Below are 26630 nucleotides of genomic sequence, written 5' to 3'. Positions count from 1 at the left end.
TTTCTCCTCTTCTCTAGCATTATAATGACTTTGTTAATTCCACTAAATCTTGTACAGATTTTTGATCAATTTCAGCAAAACAAGACTTATCTTCTCGAACTGCAGTACCAACATGTGCTTCTGAAATTCCTGTTTCGTTCAATAGTCGCTTTATATTTTCTTTTGTCACACCACTTCCAACAATAAGCTGGAAATCACCTTGACTTACTCTTTGCATTTCATGAAGTACAGGTATATTTTCTTCTATCTTCCCTTGACCACCAGAAGTTAAAATGTGAGTAATCTTTTCAAAATTACGTAATGTTTGAACTGCACCAACAAGATCATCCACTTCATCTATCGCACGATGAAATGTAACATTCATTCCATCTACAACAGATAATAGATCAGCCAAGTTTTTTTCATCAATTTGGTTCTGCTCATTTAATACACCTAAAACAACACCTGCTACGCCAAGTTCTTGTGCAATTTGTATGTCCTCTTTCATCATTTCGATTTCTTCTGCCGTATATATAAACGATTTAGCATGCGGACGAATCATAACATGGATCGGTATGTTTACTGCTTTTACCGCTTTTTTTATAAAAGCATAACTTGGCGTTAACCCACCTTCTGTATATGCTGAAATGAGCTCAATTCGATTTCCACCAGCTTTTTCAATTCGTTTCACATCTTCTAAACAAGTTGCAATGATTTCTAGCATAAAGCTACCTCTTTTCATACTTTTTCCACATTATTATACCGCAGCACAAATCAGAAACCTAGGTTTCCCATGTAAAACATGAAAAAAGGAATAAAAAAGAAAGATTTTTCAAACTCCTATAAAACAAAGCCTTGCTAGATTATAAATGAAGTAGATTAGTAAATACATGAGAAGATTCATGTGTCATTGATAACATTAAAATTCTCTCCTGAATAGATTTCTATATCGTGTAGCAAAAAGAGTTCGGCCCCTCAAGGCATCGAACTCTTTTTTCACGATAGGGCTTTTGACATACTTGAGAAATATATGAATTTATTTTCTTTATTTCCATAATACCTATATTTCTGGTATTCTTTTAATATAATTCTAAATTTTGTAACAAGTCATACAAGGGGGCTCATTATACGATGAATATGAAAGTTACAACATTGACAGCAACAACTATCGCAATCACTTCTCTTCTCCCATCGATTACTGAAGCAGATATGCAAACAACAGCTGTACAACCAAAGAACAATGTAAAAATCGGATACGTAAAACTTGATAACGTCCAACTATATCAAGGAAATACAACAAATAGTGATTCCCTTGGAAATATTTCATATAACACACCTGTTATTATTCTTGAGACTACACATGACTGGTATAAAGTAAACGCCCAAAACAAAATTGGTTACATACAAAAATCTAATTTGTCTTTGAAAAAGCTAAATCAAGAGCGCAATCAGTATATCGTAAATACAAGCGCTTTAAACCTTCGTTCTGAACCAAATATTCAATCAGCGATTCTTGATGTATTACCAAACGGGACATTTATTTCTGTGCAAGAAACGCACAGTGACTGGTACCTCATCTCTCACAATGGAAAAACAGGATACGTAAAAAAAGAATTTGTATCCAATCGTTCACAGCCATTCGTTAAAGGAATTACTATACAAAATAACTCTTACTATGTTGCAACTCCTAGATTAAAAGTACGAAGTGGGGCAGGAACAAATACCGCTGTTATTGGCTCTTTGCAAAACGGCACACAAATACAAGTAGTAGGTAAAGTAGGTTCATGGTATAAAATTCGTTTTGGCTCTGGATATGGATATATTGCTCAACATTATGTATTACAAAATGAACAACAAAAAAAGTCTGTGTCACCTTCTATCCCTGCTGTTTTTAAATTTCCAACACAGGGACAAGTTAGCTCAAATTTTGAAGTTAGATGGGGACAAATGCATTATGGTGTCGATTTTACAGCAGATGGGGATATGCCTATTCGTGCTGCAGCCGCAGGAAAAGTTATCAAATCCTATTATTCTAACAGCTACGGGAACGTCGTTTTCGTTACCCATTACATAAAAGGAAAATTATATACAACTGTTTATGCGCATATGAAAAACCGATCTGTACAAGTCGGAGATCGCGTTCAAACTGGACAAATGTTAGGTCAGATGGGGAATACTGGACATTCAACAGGGCAGCACCTTCATTTTGAATTACATAATGGGGCATGGAATTTTAAAAAAACAAATGCCGTTGATCCACTTCCTTACTTAGTTAGGTAGGTAACATCTTATGCTGCGTAATATTCCATTACTCATTGAGTATCTAGCTTTTTTCGGCCTGATCTGTTGTTTCCTTATTTATGATACCAATATATATTTTTTAAGTATGCTCATCTTATTTGTATGCTGTGAAATATTACTAGAAGTATTTAAAATACGCTTCAAAAAATACATTTCTCATTTATATACAGCACTCATTATTATCTCCTGTTTCATCACTATTTTAAAAATTGATGGTCTATTTATATCGAGTATGTTCCCTGTATTTTTTATAAGCATTCTTCTTATCGTATCCCAATATATCTACGTACCTGAACATCACAAAAAAGAAAATAAAGAGACAAAAATTGTATAGCCTTTTCTAACATAATATCCATGCAAAAAACCACTTTTGAAACATGATTCAAAAGTGGTTTTTTCTGCATAAAGTATTTCGCTTTATAACTCCATACTGTTTAAAATATCTTTTAATGCCTTTAACTCTTCAACCGTCAATGTAACGCCTTTTCCCATTTTGTCATGCTCTGGTGCCCAATCACGCAGATCATATTTTGGCTCTTTACCGTTCCAACTAATTAAATTAAGCTCTTTATTCCAGCCTTTAGGTGACTGTGATATAGCTCCAAAAGTTTCTTTAATATCAAATTTGATTTCTGCCACGATCATTCCTCCTTTACCATATATATTCCCTAATTGATTCTCCTACATTCTCTCATATGTTATATCGATAGAGCTAATTTTCTGCACGTCGATTATTGAACACCTTTAACGATTCATCTCTCTATATAAAAAGGACTTCGCCTCTTTTTTCACACTTACCTTTTATCAATCTTCGCAGCAATTCGATTCCCAATAAATTGAACAGATTGAACAAGAACAACAAGCATAAGTACCGTAACAACCATAACATCTGTTTGGAAGCGATAATATCCAAAGCGGATTGCTAGGTCCCCAACACCACCGCCTCCGACAACTCCCGCCATAGCGGAATAGGAAATAAAACTTACCGTTAAAACAGTTAAGCTTAATACAAGGCCTGAACGCGCTTCAACGAGCAGTACTTTCCACACGATTTGCAGCGGCGTTGCTCCCATTGCTTCAGCAGCTTCGATTACTCCTTTTGGAACTTCGCGCAATGCTTGCTCTACGAGTCTCGCAAAATAAGGGATGGCTGCTACTGATAAAGGAATCGTTGCAGCGATTGGACCGATTGTAGTTCCCAATAAAGTTCTTGTGAGAGGCACAAGTGCTACTAGTAAAATGATAAATGGAAATGAACGAATAATATTGACAATGCCGTTTAAAATACGATGAACAATATTTTGTTCCAAAATTTGTCCTTTGCTAGTAAAATATAAAATTACTCCTAAAGGAATACCTAAAATAATTGCTGCTCCAACTGAAAGTCCAACCATTAATAATGTTTGTAAAAGTGATGTCCAAATCTCTGGAAGGAGCGGAATAACATTATTGAACATGTGCAATGCCCCTCTCTTGCTCTACTCCTAATAAAAGTTTCGCAATTTCTGTTGTTGGTTTTAAATGTTGGTCGCGTAAGTGGAATGATTCAACAACTTCTCCTTCTTCCATTACCGCTACTTTATTACAAATTTGTTTAATGACATTCATTTCATGCGTTACAATTACGATTGTAACTCCTAATTCTTTATTTATCTTTTGTAAAAATTGCAAAATAGATCGTGTCGTTTTCGGATCAAGTGCCGATGTTGGCTCATCACAAAGTAATACCTTAGGATCATTTGCTAATGCACGCGCAATCGCAACACGCTGTTTTTGCCCACCGCTTAGCTGTGAAGGAAAATGATGTGCTTTATCACTTAAACTAACAATCTCCAAGCATTCTCTTACACGTTTTTCTTTCTCTTCTTTTGAAACTGATTTCAATTCTAATGGCAAAGCAATATTATCCGATACACTTTTATTATGAAGAAGATGAAAGTGTTGAAAAATCATACCGATTGACTGTCTGGCTGTTCGTAATTCTTTCTTTGATAGCTTTGTTAAGTCTTCACCATTTACAATGACTGCACCTGAATCCGGCTTTTCCAGTAAATTCATTGTACGTAATAATGTAGACTTTCCAGCGCCGCTTAAGCCCGCAATTCCATATATATCATGTTCTTCAATTTGCAAAGATACTGATTTTACACCGTGAAATAAACCTTCTTTCGTCTGAAACGTTTTATTTATATCGCGTAACGTTATCATGTTCACTCACTCCTTTTCAATTGATTTATAAGCATCTTCTGCTAGTAATGAGAGTGTTACATCATCCATTGGTGGATTGTGTAAACCAGCGCGAACATTTAAATAATAGCGGTGCAGTGGATTCTTTTCAGATAAACTTTTTGCTCCTACAATTCTCATTGCCTTATCAACAATTGATATCGCCGCATTCGTCGCAATATATTTCGCCGCTGCTAATTCCGCTTGCAGGGATTGTTTATCTTCCGCCTCATCATATTTTTTCGCAACTTGGTATAAAAAAGTACGAGCTTGCAAGAGTTCGAGCTCTAATTCGCCTACTAATCTCCTAACGTTTGGAAGTAAACTGATTGGATGATTTAAACTATTCGGTTGATATGATTTCGCAAAATGAATTGCATAATTTCTTGCAGCCTGCGCAATTCCTAAATAGCATGCTGGTATGTGAAGTAACCATCCAATTCCTTTCGGTTTCGACTGTGAACCTTTTACATCTGTAAAAAATTTATCTGGGATTTCAACATTCTGCAGTACAAGATCATGGCTAGCGGTTCCACGCATCGCAACACTATCCCATGTCTCTTCAATCAACACACCCTTTTCATGTCTTGGAATCACAAATTCTCCTATCTCATCTCGCCCTTCAATGCTCGCAGATATAATGAAATAATCAAGTACTGGCGCCATTGTTGTGAACGTTTTTCTTCCATTTATAATCCACTTATCACCTTTTTGGACAGCGAGCGTTTCTGGCTTTCCTCCCCGCGTTGGACTCCCTGTCTTTGGTTCAGTTGCTGCCCGGTTAAAAAGAGCGCCTTTTTTTACTTCTTCACAAAACCAAGAAAACATCTCAGGTTTCCATGAGCGATTTTCCGCAAGTTCTTTCACTATTCCAAGATGCCAACCGATTGATAAAGCTGTTGCTCCGTCTCCCTCTGCAATCTTTTCTTGAAATAAAACAAAATCATACAATGAAATGGCCTTTCCTCCGACATCTTTTGGTAATGTTAACTTCGTATAACCGATATGCTGCAACTCTTTAATATTTTCAAAAGGAAAAGATCCGAGTTCACTCAGTTGATGTTCCCTTCCTGCAAATTGCGGAACTAGCTCCTTTAGTTTCTCCAATACGAGAACTTGTTCTTCTGTTTCTATAAATGATAATGTCATATCAAGATCTCCTTTACTTTAAGTAATCAGGAAGCACGAATCCTTCAAATTGTTCTTCAGATTGAATCATCTTTTTAAATTCTGGTGAATGGTACGCTTCAATTAAGTCTTTCGCAAATTGTTTTGCTTTATCTTCATCACGAACAGTAACAATAATTCTGTGTTGCGAAGGTGTTTTTTCTAATTCCAATGCTTCTTTTAACTTATGTCCAGATGAAATGACAAGGTTTCCGTTAATAATACCGTAATCTAAGTCTTTCATCGCTCTTGGGATCTGTGGTGATTCAAGCGGTACTAATTTGAAATCTTTCTTTTTAAACGTAATGTCTTTTTCAGAGATTGTTAAAATATTTACATTTTCTTTTAATTTCACCCAGCCAATCCCTTCTAAAATACGTAATGCTCGTTCTAAATTAACTGGATCATTTGGTACCCCAATCTTCATTCCATCTTTCAAATCATCTAATGATTTATGTTTTTCAGAGTATACACCTTGAGGTGCTGATGGAACTTGAATAACACTTGAAATTTTCGCATTATTTTCTTTTGCGTAAGACTTCATAAAAGCAGTACTTTGAAATATATTTGCATCAATATCCTTATTCGTTAATGCTGGATTTGTTTCGTTTGGTGAATTAAACTCAACAATTTTAATTTTGTACCCCTTTTTCTCTAAGTACGGTTGTACTGCTTTTTTCACTTGATCGCTATATGGGCCAGGTGTAAAGCCTAAACGAATCTCTTTTTGATCGCCCCCTGATTTCTGCGTACAACCAGTAATAATAAATAAACTACATACAATACTTACAAGTGCAAAAAATAAACGCTTCATCCCTTCTCCTCCTACTAAAAAACAACCTTACATATAAGAAGGTTGTCATCTCTTTTCCTTCTTATCTACTCGGAATTAGCACCTTTTTTATTAACAGATAGGTTGCTGAAGTTTCATTGGGCCGTTCCCTCCACTTCTCTCGATAAGATTATATTTGATTATGCATTCTATTGTGTCACTATTCCGATGAAAATACAAGGTTTTTTATTTAAAAATTTTCTATAATTTGTAAAGTCATAAAAAATCCGCATCATATTTGCATAAAAAAGGATAGACTCCGTAGAACCACTCTACCTTTGTCTATCCTTTTCTTTATTTTTTAATCGCCTTTCAACATACGTAAAGGTAACGATGCAACATACCCAATATAAGAACATAATTCTTTAAAGAAAAATGGAATTTCTGTATCTAATGTTTTATACGCTGACGTTGGCGTTGGTGATGCATATGCATCCATCCCAATATGCTTCGCTATTTTCATCGCTCGCTTCATATGAAGAGGATCACTTACAATCGTGTATGTATGTAAGCCATTATCAATTCCGACCTGCTTTGCATTCTTTAAATTATCTTCTGTAAAACGCGACTGTGTTTCAATTAATATATCTTCATCCTTTACGTTATGCTTTAATGCATACGCTTTCGCAGTGCGTGCTTCTTCCTGCTCTGCTTCAAATTTCGTACCACCTGTAAAAATAATTTTTTTAATACTTCCATTCTTATACAAAGAAATTGCATGATTGATTCTTTCACGAAATACAGGAGACGGTTTTCCGTTCCAAGAAGCCGCCCCTAGTACAATAGCAGCATCTGTATCCACCTCATCTGTTTTAAAACGATAACTCCAAATATCGTAAGCTGCATAACTTATAAATAGAATGATAGAACTAACCATGAGTAAGAACACTTGCAAAACTCTTCTTTTTTTACTTTTTTTATTTTGTTTCATTTGTACTGGCCCCCGTGCATTATCCATACTTCTAAAAAATAATCTATTTTAAATCATTATATTTGAGTTCATTTGAAAGAAGGCACGTTTCTAAACAATTGATTCGTGCTATAAAGGGTTTTCATTCAAATAGAGGATTTTTCATTTACTATTTTTTGTGGTTCATATTTTATGAATTTGATTTATGTACAAAATTTCTCATACAACTCTATTGTAACGAATTTCTTCACAGAAGGGAATGATGAAACAAAAGTATATAAAAAAAGGAATCACTTTGTAAGAAAAAAGAAGTGATTTTCCTAATTTCATAGAAACACACCTCTTTTTTCTATCTACTTTATAATCCAATATTTCATATGCTGTTCTTCCAGTACACATTTGAATCCTGTTTTTTCTAAAACCTTACTTGAGGCAATATTACTCTTGAAACAATCCGCTTTAATGATTTGCACCTCATTAGTCTGCTGTAGCCATTCAACGAAAGCTTTTGCCATTTCAGTTGCATAGCCATTCCCTTGATATTCTGGCACAATACTATATCCAATCTCTACTGTATCCCTTGAATCAGGTGCACCTTTACAACCCATATCACCAATAATTAGATTATCTTCCTTATGAATAATGAGCCCACTCCATTTACTTTGCTTTAGATTTTTTCGTAAACCTTCCGCAATCCACGGCAAGATATCTTTATAATCAGGCATGGGCCATTCTAAAGATACTTTATATGGTATGATTTCTTGCAGCTCTTCTCTTCCTTTTATCGTTGCCTCAACAAGTTCTAATGTAAAGGGAATCATTTTTAGTCTCTTTGTTTCAATATTTGTCATGTATGCCTCCTATTTATGTAAATCCATTTTTTTCAGTAGTTGCTCTTTCACTACTGGCCACTCACTCGAAATGATGCTATATACTACCGCATCCCTTACATAGCCACTCGGTAACTTTCTCTCATTTCGTAGTACACCTTCTTTTACAGCACCAAGCCTTTCAATCGCTCGCTGCGCTTTTTCATTTCGTAAATCTGTCTTTATTTGCACGCGTAGCATTTGCAACTCTTCAAACGCATATTGCAATAACATGTACTTACATTCCGTATTGATACTCGTTCGTTGTACACTCGGATGATACCATGTTTGGCCAAGTTCAACCGTTTTGTTATCATTTGAAATACTATACAAACGTGTACTCCCTACAACTTCATTCATTTTTTGATCTATCACAACAAATGGTAAATCCGTTCCTTTTTTATAACGTTTTACTGCCGTTTCAACATATCGCTCCATATCTTGATAGTTGTCCATTTTAGCTATTAAATACGTCCATATTTCTTTATTTCCTTCCACAATAGCAAATAATTTTTCTACATCATTTGCACTCATTAATCGTAGCATTGCTCTTTCGTTTACTATTTCCATAAACAATTCCCCTTTTCTCTGTATCTAGCTATATTATAATTCGCCTTACAACATATATCAAAATATTCAAAACTTTATTTTCTATCACTTAAAATCCAATCATACAGAAAAAAGGCTCACTTTTATAACGCAAGTGAGCCTTTTTCATCTCTCAAAGTAAATTTAATCCCTTTCCTCCGAATTATTATTTTTGTGCTCTACAATTTTTTCTAACAAATTTTCAATAGATTGCAATTTCCATTTAATTTGAAGTCCGATCGTGATGATACTAAATATGATTCCTCCCAACATTCCAAATAACAAAGAATCCATATTATCTCTTCCATTATTTATTTCAATAACCGTATACATACCGAATCTTGTACATGGTGAATGGTTCGTACCCAAAAATTTCTTTCACTAGAAATTCAAAAGGAATCACTTTAATAATATAAGAGAGACCTTTACACCCTTAAAGCAAAACATATGCAATTGGCGTAATAATCACCAATGCTAAAATTGTTCTTTGCACATACAAAATAATAAGTTCGGAAACTTTTAACGGAATATCTGTAGACAAAATACATGGAATCGATGCTGAAAAAAATAAAATAGACGATACGGATACAACTGCGATGACAAACTTAGTTACAAGTGGCGCACTCACAACAAGTAATGACGGTAAAAACATCTCCGCAATTCCAACTGATGCTGCTTTTGCAGCTAGTTCGGCTTCTGGAAGCTGCATAATCCATGTAAACGGATAAAAAATATAACTAATCCAATCGAATACCGGCGTATATTTCGCTAGTAAGATACCGATTAATCCAACGGACATAATGGATGGCAAAATCCCCATCGTCATAATGAACCCGTCTTTTAAGTTAACCAAAATATTTTTCATCACACTCGGCGCCAATTTCGATACTTCTAACGCATCTTCCCAAGCACGCTCTAACATCTTCTCTTTATAAACTGGTTCTGGAAAACCTTCTTTCGTAATATATGTATCTGGTTTCGTTCGTAGTGGCGGGATTCTTACGGTGATAGCGGTTACAATGAATGTTACGATAAGTGTGGTCCAAAAATATAAATTCCATAAGTGCATAATGTTTAACGTTTTAGCGATGATGATCATAAACGTTGCTGAAACGGTTGAAAAGCCTGTCGCAATAATGGCAGCTTCTTTAATTGTATACTTTCCTTCCTTATACACACGGTTCGTAATTAATAAGGCAAGCGAATAACTCCCCACAAAAGAAGCAACTGCATCAATTGCTGATCGCCCTGGCGTTTTCCATAATGGTCTCATAATTGGTCTACAAAATGTCCCGATAAATTCTAATAGGCCATATCCGACTAATAGTGCTAAAAATGCTGATCCAATTGGTACAAGTAAGCTTACCGACACGACTAGTTTTTCATAAAGAAACGGTCCAACATCAGGAGCAAAAAACCAAGCGGGTCCTATTTTAAAGCAGTACAATACTCCGAATACGACTCCAATAACTTTTAAGAATGAAAAACAAATATCTACAATTGATGCACTCCATTTCTTTGTATAAAATGGATATATTGCACCAATTGTCATGACAAATAAAGCATAATATGGTACAGCTGTTGGAACCGCTCCTCGAATCCAAGATACAATGTGATCAATCATGATTGATGACGTACCGTTGATTGTAACAGGTACAAAAAACATAAAGATACCAACCAAACTAGCAAGGATAAAACGAAGAATGATTTGTTTCTCCTGCCTTGTTTTTACGATTTTGTTTTCTAATTCAATTTGGCTCAATTCCTTTACACCTCCAGTTATCTAAATATTCTGTATAAATATTTCATAATCCTCTTTTTTCTGTATATAGTAAATAACAAACTTAATGTGTAAAGTGTTAACAAGCTATCCGAAAAAAGAATGGGAGCTATTTCCTCATCCTTTTTCGATACTTATTATGACCATCAACCACACCGAAATGCTCAAAACCATTGTTTTTGTAGAAGTTGTTTAGTTTCGTATTATTTGCAACACAATCCAACTTTAAATACTCTTTATCACCTTGCATATTTTCTTGTATCCAGCGCAATATCATTTTACCTATGCCATACATACTTCATATTTTTAGGTATAACAGCAAGTCTATGTAAATAAAGTGAATTAGAAATCTCTTATTCTCCAATAAATATGTCGATCCCATTCACTTTGTATAGGAGATACTGTAAAAGTAGCTATTATTTCATTAAACTCAATTTTCTAATGTGATTAAGGTTTCATAAATAGTATGAGAGACAGATACATAAAAATCATAAAAATTAACAACGAAAAAAGGATTGATACAAAAATAATAGACTGATTAGCCGGAATAAAGATACCTGCTTGAATTTCTCTTCTTTTTCTTGCATATTGAACAGTAGACAACACGCTAGTTATGAAACCAATAACACACGCAAAAATTCCAAGAACTATTACTAATATATTAACATATGAATTAGAGCTAATTTTAATAGTAAAATGTAATGAAGTCGTTAAAAAACCTACTCCTGTAATAGATATAGCAGTTCGTATCCATGCAAGATAAGTTCTTTCATTAGCTAAATACTGTTGGGCATATTTCACACTTTCTTCTGGTAATCCTTTCTTCTTATTTAAAGCTTCCATAATTAAGAAATCCCCTCCTTTATTAGCGAATTTTTATAAAGAGACATAGCAAAAACCATTACTTAATAAAAGAATCCAAAGTTTCGAAGCAAAATAATAAGATAAAAAAATAGCCCTTCGTTATCAAGCGGCAACTGTCGGGGCTAAATAGATTTTAGGAAGCTATTGACTTTTAATAGGATTGCTCTCCTCTGGAATTGGACAAATATAACTAGCACCATTTAACCTTTCTTTTAGCTCAGCTTTTGCTTTGTTGACAAGTTCCGTACTTTGCAAAATTTCGATAGCAGTAGCTGCCATTACTTTTCCAGCATGAAGCATACCTTTATGAGCAATAGATGTCCCTCCTTGCGCTACAACTTGCCAAGTATGAGGCTGCGTCCCCATCGCAAAGCAATTAGTCGCGCACTGTACAGTGGGGACTATCCAGCTGACATCTCCTACATCGGTCGAACTCTTCATTTCAAACGTTTTGTTTATGTAAGGTAAGAGTACAGTAGAAAGCTCCTCTTCTTTCAGCTGATTCATGAAATCTTTATCTACCTGTATTGGAAACATATTTTGTTTATCCGCTTCCGATAGGGTAGAGCGAATTTGACGAGCAAATTCCTTTTCTGCTTCATCAAAAGTAGGAACACCTAGCTTACGGAAGTTATTGTACATAATAGTTTCTAGCGTTTGGTTAGGAATCAGGTTGGAACATCCCTTGTCAAAAATGATATCCACTTCTGTTTCAGTCATCATGGCTGCACCGTGGGCAACCTTACATACACGCTGATACAATTCTTCTAATTGAGACATTTTCGGGGTGCGGACTTTATAGAGTACTTCCGCTTCCGCCTGCACAACATTTGGTGAGAATCCCCCTGGATTAGTAATCGCGTAATGAATACGAGCCTCTGGAACAATATGTTCACGAAGAAAGTTAACCCCAATGTTCATTAGCTCTACGGCGTCCAGTGCACTGCGTCCAAGATGAGGAGCAGAAGAGGCATGTACTGCTTTTCCCTTAAACTTAAAATACACTTGATAGTTTGCCAGATTGGTCACCGATACTACCGCGTTTATAGGAAAGGGATGCCACGAAACAGCAATGTCCACATCCTGAAACAAGCCTTCGCGAACCATAATCGTTTTTCCAGCTCCTCCCTCTTCCGCTGGACAGCCATAGTAACGAACTGTTCCTTCTATTTTATTCTCTTCCATATAATGCCGTACAGCGACTGCAGCGGCCAATGAACCCGCACCAAGCAAATTATGCCCACACCCATGACCGTTTCCTCCTTGCTGAATCGGTTGATAAATCGTCATTCCACGCTCTTGACTTAAACCATAGAGAGCATCATATTCTCCGAGGATAGCTATGATAGGACCTTCACTTCCGTAACTTCCAATAAATGCAGTTTCCATACCTGCGACTCCACGTTCCACAGTAAATCCTTCCTCTTCTAGTACCTCGCAAAGTAGATTGGCAGAGCGAAACTCCTCAAATCGAGTTTCAGCGTAATCCCATATACGGTCGCTTATATGAATAAACATTTCCCTCTTATCTTCAATAATTTCTACAATTCTTTTATGATTTAACATAGTAAACACCCCTTCTTTTGAATAATAAAACGGAGTAATTCAACATTTAGCTCACTCATCGTGACTATACCTATTTTTAGATTTTACCTATCTATGCTTTTGACCCTCGTGTATGTATTATAATAGGCAAGATTTATAAAATTATCCCGCCAAGAAGTGAAACACAAAGTTACATCATATAGGAGGTGAGGATGACCAGATTTGCTAATTCTCTCCTCTCATAATTAAATTGATACTGTCTTTTCAGCCTGTTTTCCAGATAAATGCATTTTGTTTGTATTTATAGTAAACCCGGCAATTGCAACTAAAAACGCAGAAACGATTAAAAACCAAAACGCTGCATCATAGGAGCCATTAAACAGACTAATAATGAATCCAATCACAGCTGGGGAAATCGCGCCGGCAATTTGAGCAACAAAACTTATAACCCCTGTTACAGAGCCGATGAGTTCCTTTGGCCCATATTTTAATATAATAGTAAGAAGCGTTGTTCCGATGAAAGATATAGCCATCGCAGTTAATGTAAAAAACGTGATAAAAAGCGTTATGGATGTAGCATTAAACATGAAGCTGATAAATAATGCAGTGAAAAGGGAACCTATGATAATAAGATACTTCTCTCGGCCTACCATATATTTATCAAGAAGCCAACCACTTATATTAAACATTAGAAAGCTGGCAATATACGGAATAACTATTAACCCACCTGCAGATACCAAATCAAGCCCCTTCTCCTTCACCAAGTACATCGGCATCCAAGAGATAAGACCCCAGTTTACGATACTTGAAAAAAACTTGGCAAAAATGATTTTCCCTATGTTATCTACTTTAAATAACACTCTTAAAGAAACTTTATTTAAGCGTTGGTTACTTTTTTTGGGAGTTTGGACTTCTTGAGGTTTCAAGACAAACCAGAATGCTATAGCTACTAAAATCCCCGGAATGCCAAGGCTGATAAACATCCACCGCCATCCTAGAGTTACTACCATTGATGCAGCAACTATGCTTCCCAAAACGCCTCCAATACTTTGAGCAGACATAAAAAATGAATTTGCTCTTCCTCTTTCTTTTTCATGAAAATTCTCATGAATAGACAATACTGCTGCCGAATGGAACGGCCCTTCCCCTAATCCAAATAAAAAGCGAATAAATAATAAGGAGGCAAAGGACCAAGCAAAACCTGTCATCATTGTGAACACTGACCAGCTTATGAGAGAAATAATTATCATTACCCTTGCACCAAATCTATCTGTCAGCCATCCACCTAATAGCTGCATAAAAGAGTAACTAATAAAGAATGCACTTATCAGCAATCCAGTCTGGGAAGGGCTAAGTTGAAACTCTTCTTCAATAGGAATAATCCCCACATTAATTGCCAAACGATCAAAAAAACTTAAAATCATTGCTATAAATAGAAAACCCAAAATAATAAATTTTCGCTTACCGCCCGAATAACTATCCATTCGCTTTCACCTCTTTTTTAGAAAATACTTCTAAACAAAAAGAGCTTATAGCCGAGAATATAATAAGCCTCGGCTTTTAAGTTATCCATTAGTTAATATTCGTTGCAAGCACATCTGTTTTTAACGCCTTCTTATCGATTTTTCCGATTGTTGTGAGCGGAAAGGTATCTCGGAAATAAACTTCTTTAGGTACCATATATTTAGAAGTGTTCTTCCTACAAAAATCGATGATTTCCTCTTCCGTACAGCTAACTCCATCCCTTGGAGACACAATTACACAGACTGCTTCACCCCAATCAGGATGAGGAACACCGATGCAAGCACATAATGAAACAGCCGGATGCTGATTTACCACGCGCTCCACTTCTGCTGAATATACGTTCATTCCTCCTGAAATAATCATATCTTTCTTTCGATCCACAATATATAAAAAACCATTTTCATCCCGCTTACCGATGTCACCGGTGTAAAGCCAGCCGTCACGGATTGTCTCTGTAGTTAGTTCAGGTTTTTGATAATATCCCTCCATCATAGTTGGAGATTTCACAATAATTTCTCCGAGCTCTAATGGCTCAACATCATTCCCATTGTCGTCAATAATACGTACTTCGGTCATCAAACACGGCTGTCCGCAACTCTTCAATACTTCCATGTTATTATGATAAGCCCAAATATGAGCGCTTTTAGAAAGTCTCGAAATAACGATATTACATTCTGTCATCCCATATTGCTGACGGATAACTGGTCCAAATACTTCAAAGGCTTCCTTCAAACGCTCTTGAGAAATAGGAGAAGCACCATAATAGATATTCTTGACGGAGCTCACGTCATAGTCTATTTCCTTCGCCAAATCAAGTAGTCTGTACAACATGGTCGGTACCATGAATGTAGACGTAATTCTGTATTGCTTAATTGTATTCATAATATATTCAGCTTGGAATCCACGCATAATATACACGTGTACTCCTGAAATAAGAGACCTCCAAAGTAGCGAACCAGCTGAATGTACGAGTGGGGTGCTCAGTAGCAAACGATCTTGGTCATCAAGTGAATCCTCGATGCTAGCTGAGATCATAGCAGCTCCTAGTCCTCTCTGAGAATGCATTACTCCTTTAGGTGTACCTGTTGTTCCACCTGTATAAGACAAAAGTGCGATATCTTCTGGCAAGACAGTCGGTAAATCTGGACGAACTGTCTCTTCTGGCCATTGGAATACCTCAAACTTATTAGGATAGTCGATACCGAATTTAGACAGACCGATAACGCGTACAGAACCATCTTCCGCTCCCTGCAAGTATTCAAGAACTGTTTCGACATGAGGTTGTGTTGCCATAATGACAACTTTAGGTTTTGATTCTTTCAAAATAAAATCAACCTCATGAACCCCTAGCTTTTCTCCTAACGGAACCAAAATAGCACCGCATTGCGAAATAGCTACATTGAACAGCACATTCTCCAGGCTATTTGGAATAATGGTAGCAACATGGGTGCCTCTCCCTACACCTAAACTGAGTAAATATTCAGTTATACGTCGTGATTTTTCTAACAACTCCTTGTACGTTAATGTTTCCTCTGCTGGTAATAAGGTTATCGCCGGCAAGTCCCCAAACCTGTTCATTCCTTTCAAAAGCAGTGACTGAAATGTCGTCTGTTGCATAGAAATTTAATACCTCCCTAATAGTCTATTTGTAGATTCCAACAGCTTTTATTTCTCGTAAATGATCCACTGTTGAAGATTGATAATTCAAGCTTTGTAATATTTCTTCGGTATGTTCTCCTAACGCTGGAGCTGCACTTTGACAAGTTGGAAGTGATGTAGAAAATAATGTAGGGAATCTGACATGAAGCTCTTTCTCACCTGTTTCCTGATTAAAACAGTGATAGAATATCTGTCTTGCTTTCAAATGTGGATCTCTAATAACATCAATGGCACTGTTAACAGGAGTCCATGGAATATCCGATGAACCAAAAATTTTCTCCCAATAACTGAATGGCTTAGACAGAATAATTCCTTTTATCAAATGGTGTAGCTCTATCTTTCTATGCATTCTTTCCACCGGGCTTCTCCATTGCTTCAAACTGAGGGCTGGAAATTCCTCCTGCAGACAATGTAGGAATTTCGCCCAAAATTTATCTTCATTTAATCCGAGAGCAAGCCATTTCCTATCTTTAGCTTCATACATGTCATTTCCAGGCATCACCAATGGAGACTCCCTTCCAGAAAGCGCTTTCTCGTTTTTGATCAGAGCAGGCAAGAATAATCCCACCCAAGTGACCAAAACATCTGTCATAGAAACATCGACATACTGCCCCTGCTTTGAATGTTTGGACTCCATGAGGGCAGCAAGAATTGAAAATGCGGCCATCATCCCTCCAGCCAAATCGGCTATCCGAGTAGCAGGACGTGTCGTAGGCATTTCCATTTGTGATGGAATACCAACCATACCGGCTAATGCCAAAAAATTTAAATCGTGGCCGGCGCGATCCTTATAAGGACCCGTTTGTCCGAACCCGGAAAGAGAACAATAAACAATCTGTGGATTTATTCCTTTCACCTGTTCATATCCGAATCCTAAGCGATCTAAAACACCAGGGCGGAACCCTTCCAAAAAAACATCCGCCTCTGCTACCAGCTGACAGAGAACTTCTCTCCCTTCTTCCTGCTTAAGATCAATAGCGATTGACTTCTTATTGCGATTCACCATATTGAATATCGGTTTTGCCATATCTCTTGTGATATCCTCATGCGCAATATCTTCAACCTTTATGATTTCCATTCCTAAATCACCTAGCAGCATGGTACAGTAAGGTCCAGGAAGTATCCGAGATAAGTCAATGACTTTTATCTGCTTAAAATATTCATACATTATACGTCTATTCTCCCTTCATTGTCTTATTAAAAAATTATTAGAGATCTGTTCTTTCAATAACTCTTTCGCAATCGTATTTTTTTGAATTTCAGAGGTGCCGCTAAGGATCCGAAACATACGTGCACTTCTATACATTTTTTCTACAGGATGCCCTTTTTCCAACCCTTGTGATCCGAAGATTTGGATTGCCTTATCAGCTACGCGGTTAACCACTTCCGATGCAAACAGCTTGGCCATCGATGCACCGGCACGATCTTCTTCTCCCCGATCGATTTTTTCAATCACATCATAAACCATGCATCTAGCTGCATAGATTTCCGTAGTCATGTCTGCAAGCATATGCTGGATAGCCTGAAATTCTGCAATATGGCGCCCAAATTGAACCCGTGTTTTAGCTTGTTCTATCGATAAATCAAGAAGATGTTGAGCCATCCCGACAAATCCGCAAGCATGTGAAGCGCGATTCGCATTAATTCTTTTCATTCCAAGAAGCAATCCTTTTCCTGGCTCTCCAATAATATTGGAAGCTGGAACTCGACATTGATTAAATATTAATTCAGCATGAATGCGTTCTCCTGAAATTGGGACTTGAATATTTCCTAATTCGAAACCGGGAATATTCGATGTTTTTTTGTCTACAAGAAAAGCAGTGATTCTCTCTTGCTTTTCATCCATCAATTCCTTGGCTATCACAATGGCAAAATCAGCATAAGGAGCTGCACTAATAAACCGCTTCTTTCCATTTAATATATAATCATCTCCGTCTCTAACAGCTGTCGTCTCAATTGCAAATGCATCTGAGCCCGCATTTGATTCCGTGAGAGCAAAACAACAACTAGATTCTCCAGTAACAATTGGAAGAAGATACTTTTCTCTCTGTTCTTGTGTAAAACTGTCCAGCATTTGTCCAATTCTTAGTGGTCCCCCTATTTCTCCGATAACCTGCCCCCATAATACTGCTCCCGAACGAGCCAGTTCTTCTTTCAACAAGCACAGCCCTTTTAAGCTAAGATTTTTTCCTCCAAGCTCCTTAGGTAGGTTAATCCCGTAAAACCCTAATTCTCTTGATCGTTTTCTAACCCATTTAATCGCTTCCATCGGAATATCCTCTTCGGCATTCAATTTCTGTTCTGCTTCATAAGGAAGTAATTCATTTTGAATAAAACTACACAATTGGGTATGAAGTACCTTTAAATTCTCTCCATTTGCTGTTATCATATTTTTCCCTTCTTTCTACTTGTTTGACTTCATATAGTTACATAATTAAGTGAATACCAGAATTATAATTTGTTAACTTACCTTGTATTATGATTTAAATCCCTTTATCTTTTCTGAATCTTTAGTTAATTATAGTTATAAATTTTATTTAAGTAAATTAACGATTAGTTATAATAACTTAAATAAAATTGATGTAAAAAAATAAAAAATAACATTCAACCTTGTTCCAAAAATATGATGAATAATCATTGAATAAAAAAATATTAGTACAAATATCACGAAGATACCGTACTAATATTTATAAGTAGATGCATAGAGTTCAAGACACTTGATAAACTCTTTGGCAGCTTTCGACAAGCAATGTTTCTTTGATTGTACCCATCCCATATCTAGGGAATTGTGTTCCATATTGATTAATGGAATAGGAATAAGTTCACCGCTTAGATAATATGGATCGGTGTTAATTCCAACGTCATAAGAAAAAGAAATAGCTAAACCTTCAGCCACAGTTTTTTTCATAATTTCTGTATTGTTTGTAGAAAATAAAATATTCATTTTACCAAAACGATTAAAAAAATATCGGATGAATGCATGCATGTTCGGTCCGTTATAGACTACAAGGTTCTGCTCAAGCAAATCCTGTGGAGTTACATTTTTTCGATTAACTAATGGAGAATTCCTACCAACAGTAACGATTAGTTTTCCTTTCAATAGAATTTGAAAATCTAATTCTTCTTCTTTCGGGTTCTTTTTCGGGATATGCATGAGTCCAATGTCAACTTTTTCCTTTACAACATCATCGATAACATAATGTCCTCCCTTTTCCTCGATAATAACGTTTACATTCGGATACTTTTTCTTGAATAAGGCTAAAGCTTTAGGCAAAATGGTCAGAAACAATCCTTGAGTTGATGATAGTCTCAATTCCTTCTCCATAGTATCTGAATAAGTCTGAGCCTTATCTCTTATTTCTTGAAGTTTGTTCACGACCTCATAAGCTTTTTGGATGATTTCCTTCCCCTCTTTTGTCGGTATTGTACCTGTTCGCGATCGCTTGAATATTTTTATACCCAGTTCTTTCTCCAGGTTTGTAATAGCCATACTGATTCCAGCCTGAGAGATGTGGAGGATTTCTGATGAACTAGAAATAGAGCGTGTCTCAGCAACCTTGATAATATATTGTAATTGTTCAATATTCATTGCAACCCACCCTTTTTAAGTTCCTTTTCCGAATCATGCATCTAAACAAATTCTCTTTCAATTATGTTTTTTCTAATTTCTTATAAAGTAGCTGAGTGCAATTACTTTTTTACCCAAATAGACTTTCGGAAGACTACTTTTACAAGGTTAATCCCATTACTGATTTCGTTGCACCTTTCTAAACTCCTCCTTAATAACAACTGTAAGATGTAAGTATAAACCAACTATCCGAAAAAAGATGGGAGCTATTTCCCCATCCTTTTTCGATACTTATTATGACCATCAACCAAACCGAAATGCTTAAAACCATTGTTTTTGTAGAAGTTGTTTAGTTTCGTATTATTTGCAACACAATCCAACTTTAAGAACTTTTTATCAGCGTGTTTATTATCTTGAATCCACATCAAAGCCTTTTCACCTATTCCGCTCTTCATATACTTTGGGATAATCGCTAGTCTATGTAAGTATAGTGAATCAGAAAAAACATCTTCTCCAAAAATATGGCGATCCCATTCATTTTGTATGGAAGACACTGTAAAAGTTCCTATCATTTCATTTTCTTTCAAAATGATGTAAGTATTTTTATTTATTACAGCTTCCATGATTTCTTCGTCATCTCCACCTTCTAAAAGATACTGCCACTGGTCGATTTCTTTTTCTTTTAACCACCGTGCAACTTCTTTTAGCATATGAATAATAAGAATACTTTCCTCGCTATGCGCAGTTCTAATTTGATAGCCTTCAAGGGTATTTTGATACATTGTTTCTTCCTCCTTTTTAGTCTCTCGACTTTTTATTAGAATAAAAAAGAAACAATCAATCTCCTTTTAATAAGGAATATAAAATTTCTCCTCGTAGCTTAAAAAATTCTAGATGTTCTTCAATTAACCTTTCACAATTTTTTCCTTCTAAAATCTCAAGTGTCTTCTTAACAAAATTCCAATTCAAGCAACCAGACAACCATAATAATGAGGACAGTCTTTCGTAATCAGTCGAATCTAAAAAATCACCTGCATCATATCCCTTCAAAAATGCTTGAGCAACTTTAGGACAAACTTCATGTGAGAATATCCCTTGCGTTCGAGAATACCACTTTATAAGCCACGCTAACCCTTCTATACGGTCTCCATAAGTAATTGATTCAAAATCTACAATTCCCTTCACTTTCTGATTCAAACCCCAAATAATATTTAGAGGGTTTAAGTCTGATTGTATAATGAAGTTTAAGTCTTTCGAATACGCTTTCTCAATATGATATTCTGCCACTTCTAGATAACTTTGTAATGCGCTTGTGCTCTCACTCAAAATATTACGTACAGGTACTTCGTTACGAAGTAGTTTTATGAATTCCTTATATCCATGTAAATGTGATTCCTTTAAAAAAATAGAACTTTGAAATCTGCTGGAAATATCATGACACCTTCTTGCCTCTCTGCCAAATTCCTCGGCAATATTTTCGTCACAATATGTAATATGGATACCTTCAATCCATTCCGATAATACAAATCGATACGCTTCATCATTCCATGTGAAAGAAACAAATGGTTGATTAGTAGAGGATTGTATAATCCTCATAAAAGGAATATCATGCTCCCTTACATAACGCGAAAACCTTATTTGCTCTTCTAATTGCTTGTTTGTTATATGCCCAAAAGCAGGATTTTCTGTTCGTTTTTCACCTAAAAATCTTGCGGAATATCTTTTTCCATTTACATTGATTTTATAATGGAAATCTTTATTCCAACTTCTTTTTTGTAATTCATCTTCTATTTGTAATGTGTGAATATCTTTGAAATAATGACTTACAGCTCTTGTTATCAACAACCTCATTTGTTACCCTCTTTTCTAAATTCCAGGTCTCATATGCTAATTATCATGCTCTCCATGTATACTATTTACGAAAATATTTACATCTCACCAATTGTTATACCCCTTTGTGAATCTGTAAAACACTCAATTTTATTGTAATAAATTCTAATGTACATTTTAGGTTCTAAAGTTGGGAAAATAGCAAAACATTTCAAACTTCGAATCAAACTCCCTTGTTACTCTCTTTCTTTTCAATCTTATAAAAAAATCTACAACAATGCATGTGAGTAGTTTAATAAATACTTATTAAACTACTCACATGCATGAATAATTATTACCACTCTTTAATTCTTACTTCCTTTATTTTGTCCATGTATAAGATTAAGAAGTTGAATATATTCATCTTCTTGTCCAATATCATATCGGTTTCCATCGATGATTTTCCCATACACATTTTTCATTGTAAGTAAAGAATGGATTGCGTCAGTGAGTTGATACTCTCCTCCGACTCCAGGCTGTATGTTTTTTAACAAAGGAAAAATATCTGGTGTAAAAACATACCGACCAATCACTGCAAAATTAGATGGGGGATTTACTTTCGGTTTTTCAACAATATCTGTAATTTGCATATAATCCTCTTTTACTATATCCCCTTTTATAATCCCATACTTTTCTAAATTTTCATCCGGTACTGTATGGATACCTAGTACACTACTTTTTACCTCTTCGTATATCCTAATTAATTGATTTAAAGCTGGTTCTTTATCCGAAATTACGATATCATCTGGTAAAAGTACAGCAAAAGGATCATTCCCTATAAATGTTTCCGCTAGTTTTATTGCTTCACCTAGTCCCCTTGCATATGGTTGCCTCGTATAATGAATTTGAATATCCGGAATAGAAAATTCATTTAATAAATGTGATTTCTCCTCTCTTTTTAAAAACGTTTCCAATTCTAATGAATAATCAAAATAATCAACTATTAAATTCTTTGTTCTTGAAAGAACAATTAATATTTGTTCAATTCCAGATTTTACAGCTTCTTCTACAATATAATGAATCGCAGGTTTATTTCCTATCGGAAACATCTCTTTTGGAACTACTTTTGTAATAGGAAGGCTACGCGTTCCATAACCAGCAGCTGGAATTATTGCTTTTTTTATCACGACCCTCGCTCCTTCATCCTATTTCCAATAGTATATTCAGTAATCCGTTATCCGCTCATCACTCTATCAAAAAAAGGCATTTAACTTATCTCTCCCTATCGTTTATCGTATGAATAGGGCTTTTGATATGGCACAAGTCAGACTTGTCCATCAATATAATATACAAGCAAGTACAAATTTTTAGAAAGGTGCGTGTCTTCTTATGGACATATGTATAATAGGTTCTGGCTATGTTGGACTAACTTCAGCAGCAGTATTAGCAAATTTAGGACACCATGTTGTTTGTGTTGATAACGACCAAAGTAAAATTGATATTCTTCAAAAAGGCGATCTTCCTATTTACGAACCGGATTTAAAAGAGCTTCTATATAAAAATAAAAATCGTTTAAAATTTTGTAGTGATGTTGGTCAAGTCATTCATCAAACGCCGGTTATTATGATTGCTGTTGGAACTCCTTCCGCTCCCAATGGAAAAACAGATTTACAATACATTTATTCTGTTATCGATACAATAGCTCAAAACATAAAATCATATAAAACGATTATCACAAAAAGCACAGTTCCACCTGGTACAAATCAACTCATAGGTGAAATGCTCATAAAAAAAGGGATAGACTCTTCACTTTTTAATATTGTTTCTAATCCCGAATTTCTTCGAGAAGGATCAGCCGTCCATGACATGCTCTTTCCAGATAGAACAGTGGTAGGTATACAAAAGGGCGATACAAAGTCGCTTGAAATTATGCAAGAAATATATAAAGATATTAAAGCTCCATTCTTTCATACCACTTTAAGTAGTGCAGAAATGATTAAGTACACTTCCAATGCTTTTTTAGCTACAAAAATATCTTTTATCAATGAAATTGCTAGAATTTGTGACGCATATCAAGTTGATATTACGGAAGTAGCAAAAGGAATAGGGTACGATTTCCGAATTAACCCTCATTTTCTCCAAGCTGGAATTGGATATGGTGGCTCCTGCTTCCCGAAAGATTTGAATTCATTAATCTATACAGCAAAGAGCAGACAAGTCGAGCCTCTCATTTTGCAAGCTGTACAATCTATTAATTCCACACAAGTAGACTACTATATTGAAAAAATTAAAAACAAATTTAAAGACCCTACTTCAAACCGAATAACAGTCTTAGGAATCTCATTCAAACCTCTTACAGATGATATACGCTATTCGCTTGCTATTACACTGATTGAAAAATTAATTCCTCTTGGTTACGAAATTCATACCTACGATCCAAAAGCCCACCTTCCTTCTCCTCTAAAAAAACATGTCACGGAGCATGCTCATTTGAAATCTTCTATTATAAATTCTGATTGTGTAATCATTGCGACAGAATGGAATGAATTTAAAACACTTGATTGGCAACAAGTAAAAAAATTAATGCGAGGAAATACAATTGTTGATGGTCGGAATTGTATTGAAAAAAATGAAGTAGAAAAACATGGTTTACAATATATAGGAGTTGGTCGTCCATGAAAATCCTTGTTACAGGCGCAGCCGGTTTTATCGGTTCCCATCTATGTCAAGCATTACTCAAAAACGAATCCTATCATTTAATTGGGATCGATCATTTCATCGGTCCTACTCCCATTACATCAAAACATCAAAATATACAACAATTCAAAAATCACCCACGGTTTCAATTTATACAAGGTGATATTTTAACTACAGATTTATCTAAGCTTTTACAAGATGTAAATATTGTCTATCATTTAGCTGCAATTCCCGGTGTACGAACAAGTTGGGGGAAAGATTTCGATCCATATGTGACCAATAATATTCTCGCTACACAGCGCTTACTTGAAGCCTGTAAGCATATAAATTTAAGTAAATTTATTCATATCTCTACTTCTTCCGTTTATGGTGAAAAAACAGGATCAGTTTCTGAAGATTTGTTTCCTACTCCTTTATCACCATATGGTGTGACAAAATTAAGCGGAGAACATCTATGTCATATATATCAAACAAACTTCCATATACCGATTGTTATTCTAAGATACTTTACAGTATATGGACCTCGCCAACGCCCTGATATGGCGTTTCATAGACTAATAAAACAAATGTTAGAAGATAAACCTCTTACTATTTTTGGTGACGGAACTCAAACACGTGATTTTACTTATATCGATGACTGTATACGCGGTACCATAGCTGCATTAGAAACACAAAATCATATAACAGGTGAAATCATCAATATCGGCGGAAAAGAACGAGCATCCGTTTTAGATATCATTTCCTTGCTAGAGAAAAAACTCGGTAAGACAGCAAAAATACATTTTCTCAACGCAGTACCTGGAGAGCCTAAACACACATGGGCGGATATTTCTAAAGCAACTTCCCTCCTACAATATTCCCCTTCCATTTCGTTAGCTGACGGGTTACAAGCAGAGATCAATTATTTAAACCAACTCTACAACAGAGGATAACTTATGAAAATATCATATATATCTACAGAAAAGCTGCCCTCTCTAGCAATTAGAAGTGAAATCATCCAAGTTGCAGCATCCAGCTGATAGGCTAGAACATATGTATGAAAATTTTGTAAAAACAATCGATTCTCCTCAATCCACATGCAAATAATCTAAAATAAAACAATACCCCCTTATTTGGGGGTATTGTTTTATTCTTCATCTTCTTCTTCTTCGTCTTCTTCTTCGTCATCGCCATCTTCTTCGTCTTCTTCTTCATCTTCATCTTCTTCTTCTTCGTCTTCTTCTTCGTCTTCTTCTTCATCTTCTTCTTCGTCTTCTTCATCTTCTTCTTCGTCTTCTTCATCTTCTTCATCTTCTTCTTCGTCTTCTTCGTCTTCTTCGTCTTCATCTTCTTCTTCTTCATCGCCTTCTTCGTTTCCTTCTGCTTCGCTTTCGTCTTCTTCTTCGTTAGTGAAATTCACCTCTGACTCATCTACATACTGAAGTTCGACTTCTATACCATTGTGTGATCCAGATTGAATTGCATCAACTAAAACTCTTAAAGCTTCCTGTAAATCATTTCCTGAATCAAAGTTAAAACCGTTTTCAAAATCCAACTTTATTTCTGCTTTTTTCACTTCAGACATTGATAAACCTCCTTTATTATAGTTTCATAAATATAGTATGTTAAACTCATATCAAAAGATTGATATACTTGCGGACTTTTTCTCTTTACTTCCTTTTCTTTTTAAAAATTTGAGCACCTTCTATTAGCCTTGGAGCTACTGGTTGATTAGGTGCAATAATCTTGATTTTTAGTTTCGGTTTTTCCGGTTCAAACGAAACTAATTCTTCTTTCTCTTCCAACTCAATTATTTCATCCGTTACTTCGTCGTTCACCTCAGTATTTACTTCTTCATTTATTTCCTCATTTACTTCTTCATTTACCTCAGCATTACTACCAACTATTAGCCTTGGAGCTATTAATTGATCAGGTGCAATAATCTTAACTTTTAGTTTCGATTTTTCCGGTTCAAGCGAAACTAACTCTTCTTTCTCTTCCAACTCAATTATTTCATCTGTTATTTCGTCGTTTACCTCAGTATTTACTTCTTCATTTACCGCTTCTACTAACTCCTCACTTGTTGCAATTTCTTGGTTATTATCCACCTCTTTTACATCGAGAAAGCTAATTGTTGGTAATTCAACTAACTCCACTCCTTTAACAGCTGCTAAATTTTCTACTACAGATAATTCATTCAACACAATATCTTGAGGTTTATTCATCGTTTGTTCATATTCTGAAAGAGCCCATCCCATTGGACCAGGTGGAGAAAAAATAAATTTGTCTAGGTCAAGAAGTGGGATAACCATTTTCTCCTGTTTATATTTCAT

The 26630-nt window shown here is 35.6% G+C and carries 26 protein-coding genes and 1 riboswitch; of the genes, 4 read left to right on the top strand and 22 right to left on the bottom strand.

The genetic code is table 11. The features are described from left to right. Positions 1-19: 19 nt before the first annotated feature. Positions 20-703, bottom strand: coding sequence for a copper homeostasis protein CutC (locus tag KFD70_RS11085; RefSeq protein ID WP_336452238.1), 684 nt, complete (start codon positions 701-703; stop codon positions 20-22). A 407-nt stretch (positions 704-1110) separates the two neighbouring features. Here KFD70_RS11085 and KFD70_RS11080 point away from each other — a divergent pair, with 407 nt between their 5' ends. Together KFD70_RS11080 and KFD70_RS11075 are read left to right on the top strand one after the other, a co-directional pair. Beyond that, complete coding sequence (locus KFD70_RS11080) at positions 1111-2259, top strand: SH3 domain-containing protein (RefSeq protein WP_336452239.1); 1149 nt, start codon at positions 1111-1113, stop codon at positions 2257-2259. A gap of 10 nt (positions 2260-2269) precedes the next feature. Beyond that, positions 2270-2614 (top strand): hypothetical protein, encoded by a 345-nt coding sequence (locus tag KFD70_RS11075; RefSeq protein ID WP_336452240.1) that lies wholly within the window; start codon positions 2270-2272, stop codon positions 2612-2614. A gap of 83 nt (positions 2615-2697) precedes the next feature. Here KFD70_RS11075 and KFD70_RS11070 read toward each other — a convergent pair whose 3' ends face one another. From KFD70_RS11070 to KFD70_RS10980, 19 genes are all read right to left on the bottom strand, one after another. Continuing rightward, entirely contained in the window at positions 2698-2919 is a 222-nt protein-coding gene (locus tag KFD70_RS11070; protein ID WP_174101151.1) for a YdbC family protein, read from the bottom strand. 155 nt (positions 2920-3074) lie between these two features. Then, positions 3075-3737: a methionine ABC transporter permease gene (locus KFD70_RS11065; RefSeq protein ID WP_336452241.1), complete on the bottom strand. Its 663-nt coding sequence runs from the start codon at positions 3735-3737 to the stop codon at positions 3075-3077. Beyond that, positions 3727-4488 carry a methionine ABC transporter ATP-binding protein gene (locus KFD70_RS11060; protein WP_336452242.1) on the bottom strand — a complete coding sequence of 254 codons (762 nt, stop codon included), beginning with the start codon at positions 4486-4488 and terminating at the stop codon, positions 3727-3729. The genes KFD70_RS11065 and KFD70_RS11060 overlap by 11 nt, the downstream gene beginning before the upstream one ends. A gap of 6 nt (positions 4489-4494) precedes the next feature. Further along, the gene (locus KFD70_RS11055; RefSeq protein WP_336452243.1) at positions 4495-5655 is read right to left on the bottom strand and encodes an acyl-CoA dehydrogenase family protein; all 1161 of its coding nucleotides are present in this window, start codon (positions 5653-5655) and stop codon (positions 4495-4497) included. Between the two features lie 13 nt (positions 5656-5668). Next, complete coding sequence (locus KFD70_RS11050) at positions 5669-6487, bottom strand: MetQ/NlpA family ABC transporter substrate-binding protein (protein WP_431613191.1); 819 nt, start codon at positions 6485-6487, stop codon at positions 5669-5671. A gap of 58 nt (positions 6488-6545) precedes the next feature. After that, a riboswitch (SAM riboswitch) is annotated at positions 6546-6636 on the bottom strand. Positions 6637-6806: 170 nt separating this feature from the next. Next, positions 6807-7436, bottom strand: a complete 630-nt coding sequence (locus KFD70_RS11045; RefSeq protein WP_336452245.1) for a YdcF family protein — start codon at positions 7434-7436, stop codon at positions 6807-6809. A gap of 332 nt (positions 7437-7768) precedes the next feature. Further along, positions 7769-8266: a GNAT family N-acetyltransferase gene (locus KFD70_RS11040; RefSeq protein ID WP_336452246.1), complete on the bottom strand. Its 498-nt coding sequence runs from the start codon at positions 8264-8266 to the stop codon at positions 7769-7771. A 9-nt stretch (positions 8267-8275) separates the two neighbouring features. Then, positions 8276-8854 carry a GNAT family N-acetyltransferase gene (locus KFD70_RS11035; protein ID WP_336452247.1) on the bottom strand — a complete coding sequence of 193 codons (579 nt, stop codon included), beginning with the start codon at positions 8852-8854 and terminating at the stop codon, positions 8276-8278. Positions 8855-9305: 451 nt separating this feature from the next. Next, entirely contained in the window at positions 9306-10634 is a 1329-nt protein-coding gene (locus KFD70_RS11030) for a YjiH family protein (RefSeq protein ID WP_336452248.1), read from the bottom strand. A 465-nt stretch (positions 10635-11099) separates the two neighbouring features. Further along, positions 11100-11495, bottom strand: coding sequence for a YidH family protein (locus tag KFD70_RS11025; RefSeq protein WP_336452249.1), 396 nt, complete (start codon positions 11493-11495; stop codon positions 11100-11102). A 162-nt stretch (positions 11496-11657) separates the two neighbouring features. Further along, complete coding sequence (locus tag KFD70_RS11020; RefSeq protein ID WP_431613190.1) at positions 11658-13082, bottom strand: M20 family metallopeptidase; 1425 nt, start codon at positions 13080-13082, stop codon at positions 11658-11660. Between the two features lie 224 nt (positions 13083-13306). After that, a complete protein-coding gene (locus KFD70_RS11015; RefSeq protein WP_336452251.1) occupies positions 13307-14545 on the bottom strand; it encodes an MFS transporter in 1239 nt (412 codons plus the stop codon). Positions 14546-14633: 88 nt separating this feature from the next. Next, the gene (locus KFD70_RS11010) at positions 14634-16202 is read right to left on the bottom strand and encodes a class I adenylate-forming enzyme family protein (protein WP_336452252.1); all 1569 of its coding nucleotides are present in this window, start codon (positions 16200-16202) and stop codon (positions 14634-14636) included. A gap of 25 nt (positions 16203-16227) precedes the next feature. Next, on the bottom strand, positions 16228-17412 hold the full coding sequence (locus KFD70_RS11005; RefSeq protein WP_336452253.1) for a CaiB/BaiF CoA transferase family protein: 1185 nt from the start codon (positions 17410-17412) through the stop codon (positions 16228-16230). An 18-nt stretch (positions 17413-17430) separates the two neighbouring features. Beyond that, positions 17431-18633, bottom strand: coding sequence for an acyl-CoA dehydrogenase family protein (locus tag KFD70_RS11000; protein WP_336452254.1), 1203 nt, complete (start codon positions 18631-18633; stop codon positions 17431-17433). Positions 18634-18924: 291 nt separating this feature from the next. Next, positions 18925-19833 carry a LysR family transcriptional regulator gene (locus tag KFD70_RS10995; protein ID WP_336452255.1) on the bottom strand — a complete coding sequence of 303 codons (909 nt, stop codon included), beginning with the start codon at positions 19831-19833 and terminating at the stop codon, positions 18925-18927. 245 nt (positions 19834-20078) lie between these two features. Then, positions 20079-20594: a GNAT family N-acetyltransferase gene (locus KFD70_RS10990; protein WP_336452256.1), complete on the bottom strand. Its 516-nt coding sequence runs from the start codon at positions 20592-20594 to the stop codon at positions 20079-20081. 55 nt (positions 20595-20649) lie between these two features. Next, positions 20650-21663: a phosphotransferase enzyme family protein gene (locus KFD70_RS10985; protein WP_336452257.1), complete on the bottom strand. Its 1014-nt coding sequence runs from the start codon at positions 21661-21663 to the stop codon at positions 20650-20652. 323 nt (positions 21664-21986) lie between these two features. Further along, a complete protein-coding gene (locus KFD70_RS10980) occupies positions 21987-22808 on the bottom strand; it encodes a UTP--glucose-1-phosphate uridylyltransferase (protein WP_336452258.1) in 822 nt (273 codons plus the stop codon). A gap of 202 nt (positions 22809-23010) precedes the next feature. Between KFD70_RS10980 and KFD70_RS10975 the strand changes: the two genes are divergently transcribed. Together KFD70_RS10975 and KFD70_RS10970 are read left to right on the top strand one after the other, a co-directional pair. Continuing rightward, entirely contained in the window at positions 23011-24300 is a 1290-nt protein-coding gene (locus tag KFD70_RS10975; RefSeq protein WP_336452259.1) for a UDP-glucose dehydrogenase family protein, read from the top strand. Then, positions 24297-25250 carry an NAD-dependent epimerase/dehydratase family protein gene (locus KFD70_RS10970; protein WP_336452260.1) on the top strand — a complete coding sequence of 318 codons (954 nt, stop codon included), beginning with the start codon at positions 24297-24299 and terminating at the stop codon, positions 25248-25250. Before KFD70_RS10975 ends, KFD70_RS10970 begins: the two co-directional genes overlap by 4 nt. Before the next feature lie 194 nt (positions 25251-25444). Here the strand turns inward: KFD70_RS10970 and KFD70_RS10965 are convergent, their stop codons facing one another. Together KFD70_RS10965 and KFD70_RS10960 are read right to left on the bottom strand one after the other, a co-directional pair. Continuing rightward, positions 25445-25882, bottom strand: coding sequence for a hypothetical protein (locus tag KFD70_RS10965; RefSeq protein ID WP_336452261.1), 438 nt, complete (start codon positions 25880-25882; stop codon positions 25445-25447). 85 nt (positions 25883-25967) lie between these two features. Beyond that, complete coding sequence (locus KFD70_RS10960) at positions 25968-26630, bottom strand: hypothetical protein (protein ID WP_336452262.1); 663 nt, start codon at positions 26628-26630, stop codon at positions 25968-25970.

The sequence above is a fragment of the Bacillus pfraonensis genome, assembly GCF_050768835.1.
Classification (GTDB): Bacteria; Bacillota; Bacilli; order Bacillales; family Bacillaceae_G; genus Bacillus_A; species Bacillus_A pfraonensis.
The sequence above is the reverse complement of the archived record's forward strand: the minus strand, read 5'-3'. Positions and strand labels throughout refer to the sequence as shown.